General features: G+C 64.9%; 13 protein-coding genes and 2 rRNA genes. 3 read left to right on the top strand and 12 right to left on the bottom strand.

Features of this window, described 5'->3' with window-relative positions; genetic code table 11:
- The coding region (mnmH, locus tag BGO62_RS03410) for a tRNA 2-selenouridine(34) synthase MnmH (RefSeq protein WP_296639333.1) at positions 1 to 953 on the top strand (953 nt) is incomplete at its 5' end.
- 175 nt (positions 954 to 1,128) lie between these two features.
- Here the strand turns inward: mnmH and BGO62_RS03405 are convergent.
- The 7 genes from BGO62_RS03405 to BGO62_RS03375 are packed head-to-tail and all read right to left on the bottom strand — an operon-like array spanning position 1,129 to position 9,374.
- Positions 1,129 to 1,563, bottom strand: a complete 435-nt coding sequence (locus BGO62_RS03405; RefSeq protein WP_296639332.1) for a hypothetical protein — start codon at positions 1,561 to 1,563, stop codon at positions 1,129 to 1,131.
- On the bottom strand, positions 1,560 to 2,438 hold the full coding sequence (locus tag BGO62_RS03400; protein WP_296639331.1) for a Dyp-type peroxidase: 879 nt from the start codon (positions 2,436 to 2,438) through the stop codon (positions 1,560 to 1,562). The genes BGO62_RS03405 and BGO62_RS03400 overlap by 4 nt, the downstream gene beginning before the upstream one ends.
- 50 nt (positions 2,439 to 2,488) lie before the next feature.
- Complete coding sequence (locus BGO62_RS03395; protein WP_296639329.1) at positions 2,489 to 4,630, bottom strand: bifunctional (p)ppGpp synthetase/guanosine-3',5'-bis(diphosphate) 3'-pyrophosphohydrolase; 2,142 nt, start codon at positions 4,628 to 4,630, stop codon at positions 2,489 to 2,491.
- The gene (locus BGO62_RS03390; RefSeq protein WP_296639327.1) at positions 4,623 to 6,971 is read right to left on the bottom strand and encodes a DNA internalization-related competence protein ComEC/Rec2; all 2,349 of its coding nucleotides are present in this window, start codon (positions 6,969 to 6,971) and stop codon (positions 4,623 to 4,625) included. Before BGO62_RS03390 ends, BGO62_RS03395 begins: the two co-directional genes overlap by 8 nt.
- Before the next feature lie 12 nt (positions 6,972 to 6,983).
- A complete protein-coding gene (gene lolD / locus BGO62_RS03385; RefSeq protein ID WP_296639326.1) occupies positions 6,984 to 7,664 on the bottom strand; it encodes a lipoprotein-releasing ABC transporter ATP-binding protein LolD in 681 nt (226 codons plus the stop codon).
- Positions 7,657 to 8,901: a lipoprotein-releasing ABC transporter permease subunit gene (locus tag BGO62_RS03380; protein WP_296639325.1), complete on the bottom strand. Its 1,245-nt coding sequence runs from the start codon at positions 8,899 to 8,901 to the stop codon at positions 7,657 to 7,659. The genes lolD and BGO62_RS03380 overlap by 8 nt, the downstream gene beginning before the upstream one ends.
- Positions 8,902 to 8,945: 44 nt before the next feature.
- Positions 8,946 to 9,374: a secondary thiamine-phosphate synthase enzyme YjbQ gene (locus BGO62_RS03375; RefSeq protein ID WP_296639323.1), complete on the bottom strand. Its 429-nt coding sequence runs from the start codon at positions 9,372 to 9,374 to the stop codon at positions 8,946 to 8,948.
- On the opposite strand from BGO62_RS03375, the gene BGO62_RS03370 reads away from it, so the two are divergent.
- Positions 9,364 to 10,404, top strand: coding sequence for a hypothetical protein (locus BGO62_RS03370; protein WP_296639321.1), 1,041 nt, complete (start codon positions 9,364 to 9,366; stop codon positions 10,402 to 10,404). The genes BGO62_RS03375 and BGO62_RS03370 overlap by 11 nt on opposite strands.
- 7 nt (positions 10,405 to 10,411) lie before the next feature.
- On the opposite strand, the gene rimO is transcribed toward BGO62_RS03370, so the two are convergent.
- On the bottom strand, positions 10,412 to 11,743 hold the full coding sequence (gene rimO / locus BGO62_RS03365) for a 30S ribosomal protein S12 methylthiotransferase RimO (RefSeq protein WP_296639319.1): 1,332 nt from the start codon (positions 11,741 to 11,743) through the stop codon (positions 10,412 to 10,414).
- Between the two features lie 26 nt (positions 11,744 to 11,769).
- Here rimO and BGO62_RS03360 point away from each other — a divergent pair, with 26 nt between their 5' ends.
- Positions 11,770 to 11,994, top strand: coding sequence for a hypothetical protein (locus BGO62_RS03360; RefSeq protein WP_296639317.1), 225 nt, complete (start codon positions 11,770 to 11,772; stop codon positions 11,992 to 11,994).
- Here BGO62_RS03360 and BGO62_RS03355 read toward each other — a convergent pair.
- The 4 genes from BGO62_RS03355 to BGO62_RS03340 all read right to left on the bottom strand — a co-directional run.
- On the bottom strand, positions 11,926 to 12,702 hold the full coding sequence (locus BGO62_RS03355) for a ZIP family metal transporter (protein ID WP_296639315.1): 777 nt from the start codon (positions 12,700 to 12,702) through the stop codon (positions 11,926 to 11,928). The two genes, BGO62_RS03360 and BGO62_RS03355, sit on opposite strands and share 69 nt — an antisense overlap.
- A 159-nt stretch (positions 12,703 to 12,861) precedes the next feature.
- Positions 12,862 to 13,134 carry a helix-hairpin-helix domain-containing protein gene (locus BGO62_RS03350; protein WP_296639313.1) on the bottom strand — a complete coding sequence of 91 codons (273 nt, stop codon included), beginning with the start codon at positions 13,132 to 13,134 and terminating at the stop codon, positions 12,862 to 12,864.
- A 210-nt stretch (positions 13,135 to 13,344) separates the two neighbouring features.
- A 5S ribosomal RNA gene (gene rrf, locus BGO62_RS03345) occupies positions 13,345 to 13,457 on the bottom strand.
- A 164-nt stretch (positions 13,458 to 13,621) separates the two neighbouring features.
- Positions 13,622 to 13,850: ribosomal RNA gene (locus BGO62_RS03340) — 23S ribosomal RNA — on the bottom strand; the annotation flags it as partial.

Below are 13,850 nucleotides of genomic sequence, written 5' to 3'. Positions count from 1 at the left end.
TCAATCTGCCGGTGCTGGACGATGCCGAGCGCGAGCGCGTCGGCACCCTGTACAAACAGGTGTCGTCGTTCGAGGCCAAGAAAGTCGGCGCAGCGCTGGTGTCGCGCAATATCGCCCGCCACCTCGAAACCTGGTTTGCCGACAAGCCCAAATCGTATCGCCCGCTGGTGTATTGCTGGCGCGGCGGCAGCCGCAGCGGTGCGATGACGCACATCCTGCAGAAAATCGGCTTCGCCGCGACGCAGCTCGACGGCGGCTATCAAGCCTATCGGCGGCATGTGGTAGCGGAACTCGAGCGTCTGCCGGCTCTGTTGAGCTATCGTGTGGTAAGCGGTCCCACCGGCAGCGGCAAGAGCCGTCTGCTGCAGGCACTGGCCGACGAAGGCGCTCAGGTGCTCGACCTCGAAGCGCTCGCCGCCCATCGGGGCTCGTTGCTGGGGGCGCTGCCGGAACAGCCCCAGCCGACGCAAAAAAGCTTCGAGAGCGCGATCTGCTTCGCCCTCGCCCGATTCAACCCGCAGCGCCCGGTATTCGTGGAGTCGGAAAGCAAAAAAATCGGCGTGCTGCGGGTGCCCGCTGCGCTCATCGCGGCGATGCGTGCCAGCCCCTGCATACGGCTGGAAGTTCCGCTGGCGACGCGCGTCCGGCTTCTGACCGAAGACTACGCACATTTTCTGCACGACCCCGCAATCATCAACAGCCGGCTTGCCCACCTTGTTTCGCTGCGCGGCCACGAAACCGTCGCGGCATGGCAGGCGCTGGCCCGCCTGCAGGCATGGGACGATCTGGTGGCCGCCTTGCTGGAACAGCATTACGACCCGGCCTATGGCAAATCGCTGTCGAGCAATTACGCGCCGACGCCGGCCGATCAGACTTTCAGCACGGCCGACCTGTCCCGCGCTGGCCTGCAGCAGCTGGCACGGAAGATTCTGGCCGCCGTACCGGGAAACTAGTGTCGTGACTCAGAAATAGGGAAACGTAATGAAACGGATGGATTTTTTCGCAGGGCAAGGCGCGAGGAGGCGACATAGCCGGCTCTATGGCAACGACGTGCAACGCCGCCATGCGGAAAAAGACGCCGTTTCATGTTGCGATATTTCTGAGTCACGACACTAGTGTTGACAGGCCTTAAATCAGCTTGCCCAGCACGAAGCCGATCACGATGCCAATGATGATCGCCACGGTCAGCCCGCGATAGGTCAGCACATCCTTGGAGTAGCCGCGGCGGATGGCGATATAAGACACCAGATAGCCTACTGCGTTGAGCAGCCAGATGAAGCCGATCGACAACACCTTGACGATGACCGGACCAATGACCGGCACCAGGGCGATCACCCCCAGCAGCCAGGCAAAGGCGTTGGAGATCAGCCCGATTGCCACCACGCTGCCGGCGATCACGCCGCGATCGACGTTGAAATGCAGCCCCAGCCCCACCAGCACGGCTATCCCCAGCCACAGCGGCAGCATCACTTTCCAGTTGCGCCACCACGGCGTGCGCCGCGTGAGCACGCCTTCGGGCGCGTCGTTTGCGGGCGGCGTCTCCGGCTTGGGCGGCACGCTCACACGCCCAAAGCGGAAAGATCGGCCCCATTGCCGGCCATGGGCGGACACCAGTAATAGCCGCCGGTGAGCGGGCGGGTGAAGTGGAACAGCGCATCGCTGATGCCGTCGTCGTGCCCGGTCATGCGGCGCAACTGAGCTTCGAAAGCCTCGAACGACTTGCCGAAGGCGAGAAACATCAGCCCGCCATCCGCGCCCGCCACCCAGGGCATGGAACGGCGCACCACAAAGGCCTCCGGTTCGAAGTCTTCCTGCGCGGTGCGCTTGACGTGCGCCGACGCGGGCGCATCGCCGATCTCCTCGTTGTCGTCGCGGCGGCGGCCGATGCAGTTATCCTGTTCAGCGCGCGGCAGCGCCTCGAACGCGGGGAAGTCGTGCAGCCATTGCTGCACCGCGGCAAAGCTCGAGCCATCGATGCCGGCACCCTGCCCCTGCGCGATCGCCGCCTCGACTGCGGCTTCATCCTTGGGATTCTCGGTGCCGTCTTCATAGCCGGTGAGGTCACGGCTGTCCCGATGGCGGAAGCTGTCGATCGCCTGCACCCGGGTAAATGCCGGCTCGGCCATCGCCTGCAGCGCATGCCCGCGCAGCAGCAGATCGCCCGGATCGTCGCCGCGCAACCACAGCCACAGCGCATGCTGCGTCGCCGGGATCGCCGGCCTGGCCCGGGGCAGTTCGGGAAAGCCGCGCAGACCGGTAAAGCCGGCCCCCAGCGCCGCGGCTACCCCTGCGCCAATTCCCAGCACGGCCGATGCGCCGTCGCATGCGTCGGCCAGCGCCCGCAGCGCGGCACGGAGGTCCGCTGCGGGCTTCAGATCGAAAAACAGGTGGCGCGCATGGTCGGGAACAGGCTGAAGAATGGCGGGTTGCGGTGTCATGGCAGACTCGACAAGGAACGAAACGGGGAACCCCGGCAAAAAGCGGAAACTCAGCCGCGCATCACTTCAATCACGTTCTGCACATGCTGCAGGCGCGCCAGCAGACGGGCCAGTTGCTGCAGTTCCCTGATGCGCACGGTGAGCTGCATGTGGGCATATTCGCCGCGGCTGTCGGTATTGACGCGCAGCACGTCGAGCCTCTCCTTGGCGATGACGTCCGAAATGTCGCGCAGCAGCCCCTGCCGGTCGAAGGCCTTGAGGCGGATGTCCACCTCGAACGCAGCACCCGCATCGAGCAGCCATTGCGCCGGCATCGCACGCGCGGGATTGGCACGCTTGAGCGAGGCGCAGTCGGCGCGGTGCACCGTGACGCCGCGCCCGACCGTGGTGTAGGCGACGATGGTGTCGGGCGGCTGCGGCTTGCAGCAGCGCGCCAGCGTCAACGGCACGTCGCCCAGCCCCGGAATGGTGACGGGATTGCCTGATTTGGCGCGCACCCGGGGTTTGCCGGTGGGTGCCAGCGCGGCCAGGGCTTTGCCGGACTCCGGCAGGGCATTGACCAGATCGCGCTGGCCGACGTCGCCGCGTCCGAGCGCGGCAAGGAACTCTTCGACCTTGCCGAACTTGAGGCGCTGGGCGAGCTTTTCCTGGTTCGCATCCACCACGCCCAGGCGCTTGAGTTCCTTTTCCAGCAGGGTGCGGCCGAGGCTGACCTGTTCGCCGACATCGCGCTGGCGGAACCACGCGCGCACCTTGGAGCGTGCGCGATGGGTGGCCAGATAGCCGAGCGCAGGATTCAGCCAGTCGCGGCTCGGCTCCCCCTCCTTGGCGACGATGATCTCGACTCGCTGGCCATTCCCCAGCGCGGTATTCAACGGCACCATCGCACCGTCGATCTTGGCGCCGCGACAGCGGTGTCCCAGATCCGTATGCAGCGCATAGGCGAAGTCCACCGGCGTGGCGCCGCGATCGAGCGCCACCACCCGCCCCTGCGGCGTCAGCACGTAGACCTGGTCATGGAACAGCTCGGTCTTGAACTGCTCGGTGAATTCGCTGCTGTCGGCAACGTCGTCCTTCCATTCCAGGATGCGCCGCAGCCAGGCGATCTTTTCCTCGTACTGCGCGTCCTGCCTGCCGCCCTCCTTGTAGCGCCAGTGCGCGGCGACCCCCAGTTCGGCATGGCGGTGCATGTCGAAAGTGCGGATCTGCACTTCGAGTGCGCGCTCCTCGGGGCCGATCACCGCGGTATGCAGCGAACGGTATTCGTTGCTCTTCGGCTGCGAGATATAGTCGTCGAACTCGCCCGGAATCGGCTGCCACAGGTTGTGCACCAGCCCCAGCACGGTGTAGCAGTCGATCTCGTGGCGCACCAGCACGCGCACCGCGCGGATGTCGTAGAGCTGCTCGAACGAAAGCCGCTTGCGCCGCATCTTGTTGACGATGCTGGCGATGTGCTTGGGGCGACCGCTGACTTCGGCTTCGATGCCGTGCAGCGCAAGCTCGGCCTGCAGGCGCTCGATGATGCCCTTGATATAGGTCTCGCGGTCGGCGCGCTTTTCGTCGAGCTGAACGGCGATGCTCTTGTAGGTATCGGGCTCCAGATAACGGAACGCCCAGTCCTCCATTTCCCACTTGATCTGCCATACGCCGAGCCGGTTCGCCAGCGGAGCGAACAGTTCGCGCGCCTGCTGCCCCAGCGCTTCGCGCATGGCGGCATCCGCGCTGGCGGCGCAACGCAGCGCATGCGTCCGTTCGGCCAGCTTGACCAGCACGATCCGGATATCCTCCACCATCGCCAGCACCATCTGCCGCAGCGCTTCCAGCTGGGCATGCGGGTCGACGCGCTTGTCGGTGGCGCTGCTGGCCAGCGTCTCGATGCGGGCCATCGCAGCCACGCCGCGCGCCAGCCGCGCAGCGGTGCCGAACGCGGCATCGAAATCGGGCGCTTCGCCCAGACAGGCCTGCAGCAGCGCCGCCGCGACCGCATCCGCGCCCACGCGCAGTTCGGCGACGATCAACGCCGTGCCCACGCTGTGGGCAAAGGCCGCGCTGCCGCCCAGGCGGTCGTGCGCATAAGCCAGCGCGCGCCAGGGCAGATCGTTTTCCGCCACCGGCAACACGCGCGACAGCGCCTGCCGCGCCGATTCCAGATCGGTGGCGTCAAAACAGCGGGAACGGACGATTTCATTCATGGGACGGCGGCGTGTCATGCCAGTAACGACGGTGGGACGGACGATATTCTGAGGCCACCACCCCGGCTTCGCCAAACGTCAGCCGGATGAGGCCGCCCGTGTCGCTGCGCAGAATCCGCGCACCCTGCTCACGGAATCGCGCCGTCACCTGCGGATGCGGATGACCGAAGCGGTTGCGGTAGCCCACCGTGAACACACCATAATGCGGCCGCACCCGGTCGACGAATTCCGCCAGCGACGAGGTGCGGCTGCCGTGATGCCCGGCCACCAGCACCGTGGCCGCGATATCCGCGCCCGACTCCAGCAGTTCGAGTTCGCCGCGCCGCTCGGCATCGCCGGTAATCAGCAGGCTATGCCCGCCCCGGCTGATTTTCAGCACGCAGCTGAAATCGTTGTCACGGCGGCCGGATTCGGCAACTGCGGTGACGGGCGGGTTCAGGATCTCGAAGCGCACGCCCTCCCATTGCCAGCGCTGTCCCCGGACGCAGCGGCGCGGGGCAGGCGCATTCATCAAAAGCGGGCTGGCGGCGGGCAGACCATGCAGCAGCCAGCCGGTCGGGACGTCGCGCAGCAGCGACCGCAGGCCGCCGCTGTGATCGCTGTCGTCGTGCGAAACGATCACGCCGGACAACCCGGCGACGCCGGCTGCCCGCAGATAGGGGACGACGATGCGTTCGCCCGCGTCGCTGTCGGCAAACGCGGCGCCGGTGTCGTAGAGCAGCGCATGCTGCGCGGTGCGGATCAGGATGGCGGTGCCTTGCCCGACATCGATGATTTCCGCCTGGAAGGTGTCGGGCGCCACACCGGCGCGCACGGGAAACACCAGCGGCAGCCACAGCAGGCCGCCCAGAACCCGCAGCGGAAACCCGCGCGGCAGCAATAGCCAAACGGTGCCGGCGACGGCCAGCAGCACGGCCCATCCCTCCGGCGCAGGCTGGGCCGCAACCGCCCACGGCAGCGTACTCGCCCAGACCAGCCCTTTGCCCAATCCCGTCATCAGCCATGCCGCCGCCTGCCATAGCGGTGGCACGATCACGCCAAGCAGCGCCAACGGCGTGACCAGCCAGCTGACGAGCGGGATGGCGATGGCGTTGGCGAGCGGTGAAACCAGCGACACCTGCTGGAACAGCAGGAACAAGGCAGGCGCCAGCGCCAGCGTCACCGCCGCCTGTACCGTCACCCAGCCGCGCAGCCTGTCGGGCAGCGCCAGCCGGCCGAACGTCGCCCACAGGATCGCCGCCATGGCGCCGAACGACAGCCAGAAGCCGGCCGACAGCACCGCCCACGGATCGATCAGCAACACGGCAAACAAGGCCCACGTCAGGGCCGAAAAGGAGCGCGGCTCGCGGCGTCCCCAGAATGCCAGCGCCAGCACGCCGAGCATGAACAGGGTGCGCTGCGCCGGCACCTGAAAGCCGGCCAGCACGGCATAGGCGCACGCCGCCATGACCGCGGCCAGCAGCCCCGCCTGCCGTGCCGGCAGCCGCTCCGCCGCGCGCGGCCAGCGCCGCCAGCCGAACGCCAGCGCCCAGCCGGCGAGCGCGGCGATCATGGTGACGTGCAGGCCGGAAATCGACAGCAGATGATTGACCCCGGTGCGGGTGAAGGCACGCCATTGCTCGTGCGGGATGCCGCGCTGGTCGCCGATCACCAGCGCCGCGATGACGCCGGCATAGGGCGCATCGCCCAGCGTCGAATTGATCCGTTCGCGGATCGCGGCGCGCGTGGCGGCAATCCAGGCGGCCGGTGTGGCCGCGCGCGCATCGAGGCGGCGCGGCCGCGGCTGTTCGCGCACGTATCCGGCAGCGGCGATGCCGCGCTCGAGCATCCAGGCTTCGAGATCGAATCCGTGCGGGTTGTGCGTGCCGTAAGGCCGTTTCAGCCGCACCGTGAACTGCCAGCGCTCGCCCGCCTGCACAGTCGGAGTACGCGCCACCGCGTCGCGCGGCCAGTAGCGCGCAAGCTGGATGCGCCGCAGGTTCGGCGCACCCGGCGTGACGACTCGCTCGATGTCCAGCACGAAGCGCTCGCCGCGCGGGTCGGCCAGCGGCAAGTCACTCACCACGCCAACCACGGCGATGTCCACGCCCTGCCAGTGATCGGGCAGGCGATCGGCCAGCTGCAGTCCGGCCCGCCAGGCTGCCCAGCCGAAGCCGAGCGCGGCGCACAGCAGCGCCACCGCCAACCGGCGCAGCGTTTCCGGCAAAACCCGGGGGGAATTCGGGACCAGCAGAACGACCGACGCCAGCGGCAGCAGCCACAGCCCGCGCGCGGCAGGCAGCGCCGCCTGCTGCTGCAGCAGCCATACGCCGAGACAGAACGCGATGAGATAGATCTGCATCGCGTCGAACGCTCAGGCCGGTTGCAGTGCCCCGTCCACCAGCCTCGACTGCCGGTCCATGCGTGCGGCAAGCTCGCTGTCGTGGGTGACGACGATCAGGCTGGCGCCCTCTTTGCGGTTGAGCTCGCGCATCAGGTCGAACACGGCATTGGCGGTATGACGGTCGAGATTGCCGGTCGGCTCGTCGGCGAGGATGCACGCGGGTCGCGTAACCAGCGCGCGCGCAATGGCGACGCGCTGCCGCTCGCCGCCGGAAAGCTCGCCGGGGCGATGGGAAAGCCGGTGGCCCAACCCGACTTCGTCCAGCACCCTGGCCGCGCGCGCCAGCGCCTGGGCGTGCTCCAGACGGCGGACGATGAGCGGCATGGCCACATTTTCCAGCGCCGAAAACTCCGGCAGCAGATGATGGAACTGATAGACGAAACCGAGCGCAGTGTTGCGCAGTTCGCAGCGCGCCGCTTCGGAAATGGCGAAAGGATCGCGCCCCTGCAGTTCGACCTGGCCGCAGGTCGGCGCGTCGAGGCCGCCCAGCAGGTGCAGCAAGGTGCTTTTGCCCGATCCCGAGGCGCCGACGATGGCAAGCGACTCGCCGGCGCGGACTTCGAGATCGACGCCCGCCAGCACCGGAACGTCGTTTTTTCCCTGGCGGAAGGTTTTACCCAGGCCGCGGCAGCGCAGCACGACCTCACTCATAGCGCAGCGCCTCCGCCGGGTTGATGCGCGACGCGCGCCAGCTCGGGTACAGCGTCGCAACCAGACTGATCAGCAGCGAGACCCCGCCGATGATGCCGACATCGTCCCACACCAGCTTGGACGGCAGTTGGCTGATGTAGTACACGTCTGCCGGGAACAGGTCCATGCCGGCCAGACGTTCGATGAAAGGCACGACGGTTTCGACGTTGAGCGCGAGCAGCACCCCGCTGACCACGCCGAGCAGGGTGCCGAACACGCCGATGAATGCGCCCTGCACGATGAAAATCGCCATGATGGACGCGGGCTTGGCGCCCAGCGTACGCAGGATGGCGATGTCCGACTGCTTGTCGGTGACGGCCATCACCAGGGTGGAGACGATGTTGAACGCCGCCACCGCCACGATGAGCAGCAGGATCAGGAACATCATGCGCTTTTCGATCGCCACCGCACGGAAGAAATTGGCGTGGCTCTGCGTCCAGTCGGTGAGGTAGTAATGGCCGCTCAGGCTCTGCGACAGCTCGCGCGTGACCAGCGGTGCACGGAACAGTTCGTCGAGCTTCAGCCGCACGCCCGACACGTCGTTGCCCAGCCGCAGCAGCTTTTGCGCATCCTGCAAGTGAATCAGCGCAAGCCCGGAATCGTATTCGAACATGCCGGCTTCGAAGATGCCGGTGACGGTGAACTGCTTGACCCGCGGCATCACGCCCGCCGGCGTGATATTGCCCTGCGGCGTGAGCAGCACCAGCTTGTCGCCCGGGTAGACATTCAACGCGCGCGCCAGCTCCGCGCCCAGAACGATGCCGAAGTCGCCGGGCCTGAGATCGGCCAGCTTTCCCGCCTTCATGTGCTGCGCAAAGTCGGCCACCCGGCTTTCCAGTTCCGGCAGCACGCCGCGGATGATCGCGCCGCGCACCATGTCGCCGTTGGCCAGCATGCCCTGCGCATTGACATAGGGCGCGCCGGACAACACCTCCTTGTTCCGCTGCGCCTGCGCCAGCACGCCGCGCCAGTCGGCCAGGCGATCCGCCGGGCCGCTGATTTCCAGATGCGCCGCCACGCCGAGAATGCGCGCACGCAGTTCCTCCTGAAAACCGTTCATCACGGAGAGCACCACGATCAGCGCCATCACGCCCAACGCAATGCCCGCCATCGAGACGATGGAAATGAAGGAGATGAAATGGTTGCGGCGCTTGGCGTGGGTGTAACGCAGGCCGACCAGAAGCTCAAAGGGAAGCAAAGCGCGACTCGCTGAAGGAATGGCCGGAGTATGCCACAGCCGCCCTACTCGCCCAGCAGGTGCAGCACCACGTCGCGCGTCTGCATGGCGCGCCGGTGCTCGAATACATAAATCCCCTGCCAGGTGCCGAGCAGCGGCGCGCCGTCCGCGACCGGGATCGCCAGATGGGTTTGCGTCAGCGCCGCGCGCACGTGCGCCGGCATGTCGTCCGCGCCTTCCAGCGTATGTTCGTAGATCGCATCGCCTTCCGGCACCAGCCGCGACAGGAAGCGCTCCAGATCGGTCTGCACGGTCGGATCGTGGTTTTCCTGAATCAGCAGGCTCGCCGAGGTGTGGCGGATGTACAGGGTGAGCAGGCCCTGCCTGATGCCGCTCGCCCGCACCCAGTCGCGCACCTGCGGGGTAAAGGCATACAGGCCCTTGCCGCGGGTGGCGACGGTGATGTCATGGAAGCTCTGGCGCATGCCCGCCATTGTAGCGAATCCGCTTTGCTACACTCGCTGCATGCTGTTCCTCGTTCCCCATCTGTTCCCGTCTGCGCGCCTGTTGGAAACGGCGACGCAGGATCTGCGTCTGCCCGCGCTGGAAACGCTGCTGGCGCGCGGCGCCCTTCGTCCCGGTCCGGCCGAGGGGGTGGAAGCCGCGCTGTGCGGGGCCTTGGGCATCAAACGCCAGCAGGACTGGCCGCTCGCGCCGATCACCCTGGAAGCGGACGGCGGGATGGCCGGAGACGCATACTGGCTGCGCGCCGACCCGGTGCACCTGCGAGTCATGCGCGAGCGCATCGTGTTGGCGGACAGCCGCGATCTGGCATTGCAGCAGCAGGAGGCCGCAACCCTGGCTGCCGCGATTGGCCGGCACTTCGGCGAGGACCTGAGCCCGATTCCGCTCACGCCCAAGCGCTGGTATCTGCGCTTTCCGCAGGCGCCGCGCCTGACCACCACCGCCCTGTCAGTCGCGGTGGGCCGCGACATCGATCCCCTGCTACCGCACGGCGCCGACGCGATGCGGTTCCGCGTGCAATTGAACGAACTGCAAATGCTGTTGCATGAGCATCCGCTCAACCAGGCACGCGAAGCGCGCGGCGAACTGCCGGTGAATTCGCTGTGGCTGTGGGGGGGAGGCAGCAAACCGGCCACATCGGCAATCCGCATGCCCGTTTATGCGCGTGATGGCGAGGCGCACGCGCTGGGGGCATTCTGCGGCGCGCCGCTGCATCCCCTGCCGCGGCGTCTGGAAAAATCCATGCTCGCAACGGAATGCGTGATCCTGCTCGACGAATTGACGAACGCCGGACAGTACGGCGATGCCTATGGCTGGCGCGAGGCCATCCGCGAACTGGAAGCAAACTGGTTCGCGCCGCTGCTCGGCAGCCTGCGCGCGCTTGGCCGGCCGGGGCTGCACCTGGCCGACCCGGTCAGCGGCAGGATGCTGCATCTGCAACGAACGGACTACTGGAAAATCTGGCGGCGGCCGCGCCGCCTGAACGCAATGCCGGATTGAGGCCGGCTCAGAGCGGCACCGCCCACAGGTCGTGCTCGTCAGCCTCCTCGACCCGGACCTTGAGACGCGTCCCCGGCTGCAGATCGAACACGCCTTCGAGGTACACCACGCCGTCGATTTCCGGCGCATCGGCATGGCTGCGCGCTAGCGTCCCCACCTCGTCCTCCTCGTCGACGATCACCTCGATTTCGCGGCCGATCTTGGCATCGAGTCTGGCCGCCGATATTTCCGCCTGCACTTCCATGAAGCGCTCAAGCCGCTCCTCTTTCAGCTCTTCTGGCACCGCGCCGGGCAATTCGTTGGCGGCCGCCCCCTCGACCGGCGAATACTTGAAGCAGCCGACGCGGTCGAGTTGCGCCTCCTTGAGAAAGGCCAGCAATTCCTCGAACTCGGCGTCGGTCTCGCCGGGAAAGCCGACGATGAAGGTGGAGCGCAGCGTGAGATCAGGCACGGCGGCGCGCCAGGACTGGATGCGATCCAGCGTTTTTTCGACCGCGCCGGGGCGCTTCATCAATTTCAGAATGCGCGGGCTGGCATGCTGAAACGGAATATCGAGGTAAGGCAGGATGATGCCGTCGGCCATCAGCGGTATCGCGTCGTCCACGCTGGGATACGGATACACATAATGCAGCCGCACCCACGCACCCAGGCTGCCCAGCGCGCCGGCGAGCTCGGTCATGCGGGTCTTCAGCGGACGGCCGTTCCAGAAGCCGGGGCGGTACTTCACGTCTACGCCGTAGGCGCTGGTATCCTGCGACACCACCAGCAATTCCTGCACGCCTGCGCCGACCAGGGCCTCCGCCTCGCGCATCACCTCGCCGATCGGGCGGCTCACCAGATCGCCGCGCAGCGACGGAATGATGCAGAAGGTGCAGCGGTGATTGCAGCCCTCCGAAATCTTCAGGTAAGCGTAATGGCGCGGGGTGAGCTTGATGCCGCCAGGCGGGATCAGGTCTTCGAACGGGTCGTGCGGTTTCGGCAGCGCGCTGTGCACCGCCTCCATCACTTCGTCGAGCGCATGCGGGCCGGATACCGCCAACACCTTGGGATGCGCCTCGCGCACCACGTCGCCCTTGGCGCCGAGGCAGCCGGTGACGATGACCTTGCCGTTTTCCGCCAAGGCCTCGCCGATCGCCTCCAATGATTCCTGCACCGCAGCGTCGATGAAGCCGCAGGTATTGACCACCACCACATCGGCATCATCGTAGCTGCCGACGATGCCGTAGCCTTCGGCGCGCAGTTGGGTGAGGATGCGTTCGGAATCAACCGTCGCCTTCGGGCAGCCGAGGGAGACGAAACCGACAGTCGGCGTGCGCGGGCGTTTTGCTTTGGTTACCATAACGTTGAATCCTGATGGAGCGTGTGATGTATATCGTAGCGATTGGCTGGGCCTACGTGATCCTGATGATGGCGATTACCGCCAGCAGCATCGGCAAGGCACTCGCCATCCTGCTCTTCCTCGGCGTGCTGCCGATCGCGCTGTTCGTCTATGCCGTCGGCGGCCGTAAATCTACCCGTCGTTCAGGAGCCATGCCCGATCAGATGCCCGACCAGCCCGACGCTGCCGATTCCCAGTCCGATCAACGCTAGCTGCTGCAAGGTTGCGCCGATTTCCGCCCGCTTGTGCAAACCCGGGATCAGATCAGACAGGGCCACATACAGCATGCTCGCCCCCGCCATCCCCAACAGCACCGGCATCCAGCCTTCCAGCATCGACAGCGCGTAATAACCGACCAAGGCACCGATCAACGTTGCCACCCCGGTCAGAAAATTGAGCAAGAGCGCCTGAGTGCGGGTGTATCCCGAGTGCAGCAGAATGAGAAAGTCGCCGATTTCCTGTGGGATCTCATGTGCAATGATCGCCAGCGCAGTGACCACTCCCAAGCGAAAGTCGACCAGAAAAGCCCCGGCAATGATGATGCCGTCGACAAAATTGTGAAAGGTGTCGCCCACCGTGATCATCATGCCGGAACGCCCGTGGTCATGGCTGTGGCCATGACTGCCATGGGCTTCGCAGACCTCCTCGTGGCAGTGCCGCCACAACACCAGTTTTTCCAGCAGGAAGAACAGCAAGATACCGCCAAGCAAGGCCTTGGCGACGGTTTCGATGTCGCCCCCCATTTCGACCGCTTCCGGCAATACTTCCAGTAACGATGCCCCCAGCAACGCGCCAATGGCGTAACTCACGAGAACCGGCACCCAGCTGGGACGGGCCGAGAAAGCCAGAACCGCCGCCAGCAGCAAGCTCAGCAAGCTGCCCGCGGCAGTTGCGATCAAAATGATGGCGAGGGTAGACATGAAGAACCAGGGGGCAAGAAAGGGGGGATTATACCGGGCGCGGCACCTAAGCTACCGTCGGCTTGATCGAATGGATGAATCGCCTTCGTATCCCGCAGCCTTTTCTGGCCGCGGGACGCGTCAATAGCTAGCGACAGTTACTAGCGGAAATGGCAGAGATTACTTTTTTGCCTTCTCTGGGCCAACCGACAATTCCTCTTTCAATTTGTCGATACTGGCCTTGCCAAAGCCTTTCACGTTATCCAGCTCATCCAGATGCTTGAAATTGCCATTGGCTTCGCGGTACATGATGATGGCCTTGGCTTTCGCGGGCCCCAGACCCTTGACCACCTCGAGTTCCGACTGCGTAGCCGTATTGATATTCACCGCAGCGAAAGCCGGCAGCGCCATCAACCCCAGCAATGCCACCAGACTCCTATACAGCTTGTTCATACTCCCTCCTTTTAAGGTTTAGTGATCGTGAGTTCATACTCACGCAGCCAACTTACCTTCAGGCGAAGCAATGTTCCATACAACTAAAGTTGTAGATTGAAGTCAATTGCATGATTTTGTTGAGAAAATATTTTCTACTCAAACGATGGAAAATAAAAAACCCCCTCGATTTGAGGGGGTTTTGTTGTACCTTTTGGGTACGCATAAGGAGTCTGACGATGACCTACTTTCACAGGCGAATGCCTACTATCATTGGCGCGGGAGCGTTTCACCGTCCTGTTCGGGATGGGAAGGGGTGGTTCCACTCTGCTATGGTCGTCAGACAAAGGGGTGAGGATCAAGGCTAGCCTTGACCCAGCATTCGAATTGTCTGGGGTGCCGATCGTCTTTCGACGTTCAGCCGACTGAACTGGAAGAAGGTGTTGGGTTGAGGTTGTATCGCATACACACACTGCTCTGTATCAAATACAGCGCTTCTCAAAATTATAGGATCAAGCCTCACGGGCAATTAGTACTGGTTAGCTTAACGCATTACTGCGCTTCCACACCCAGCCTATCAACGTCCTGGTCTCGAACGACCCTTCAGTGTGATCAAGTCACAAGGGATATCTTATCTTGAGGCAAGTTTCACGCTTAGATGCTTTCAGCGTTTATCTCTTCCGTGCTTAGCTACCCGGCGATACGACTGGCGTCATAACCGGTACACCAGAGGCACG

Source organism: Thiobacillus sp. 65-1402 (assembly GCF_001897685.1).
Taxonomy (GTDB): Bacteria; Pseudomonadota; Gammaproteobacteria; order Burkholderiales; family Thiobacillaceae; genus Thiobacillus.
The sequence above is the reverse complement of the archived record's forward strand: the minus strand, read 5'-3'. Positions and strand labels throughout refer to the sequence as shown.

What these genes read in the sequence shown, in the direction of transcription:
- rimO (WP_296639319.1), bottom strand. Translation starts at nt 11,743, where the DNA reads ATGGTAACCAAAGCAAAACGCCCGCGCACGCCGACTGTCGGTTTCGTC.
- BGO62_RS03400 (WP_296639331.1), bottom strand. Translation starts at nt 2,438, where the DNA reads ATGACACCGCAACCCGCCATTCTTCAGCCTGTTCCCGACCATGCGCGC.
- BGO62_RS03370 (WP_296639321.1), top strand. Translation starts at nt 9,364, where the DNA reads ATGCCCGCCATTGTAGCGAATCCGCTTTGCTACACTCGCTGCATGCTG.
- BGO62_RS03350 (WP_296639313.1), bottom strand. Translation starts at nt 13,134, where the DNA reads ATGAACAAGCTGTATAGGAGTCTGGTGGCATTGCTGGGGTTGATGGCG.
- BGO62_RS03375 (WP_296639323.1), bottom strand. Translation starts at nt 9,374, where the DNA reads ATGGCGGGCATGCGCCAGAGCTTCCATGACATCACCGTCGCCACCCGC.
- BGO62_RS03395 (WP_296639329.1), bottom strand. Translation starts at nt 4,630, where the DNA reads ATGAATGAAATCGTCCGTTCCCGCTGTTTTGACGCCACCGATCTGGAA.
- lolD (WP_296639326.1), bottom strand. Translation starts at nt 7,664, where the DNA reads ATGAGTGAGGTCGTGCTGCGCTGCCGCGGCCTGGGTAAAACCTTCCGC.
- BGO62_RS03355 (WP_296639315.1), bottom strand. Translation starts at nt 12,702, where the DNA reads ATGTCTACCCTCGCCATCATTTTGATCGCAACTGCCGCGGGCAGCTTG.
- BGO62_RS03390 (WP_296639327.1), bottom strand. Translation starts at nt 6,971, where the DNA reads ATGCAGATCTATCTCATCGCGTTCTGTCTCGGCGTATGGCTGCTGCAG.
- BGO62_RS03360 (WP_296639317.1), top strand. Translation starts at nt 11,770, where the DNA reads ATGTATATCGTAGCGATTGGCTGGGCCTACGTGATCCTGATGATGGCG.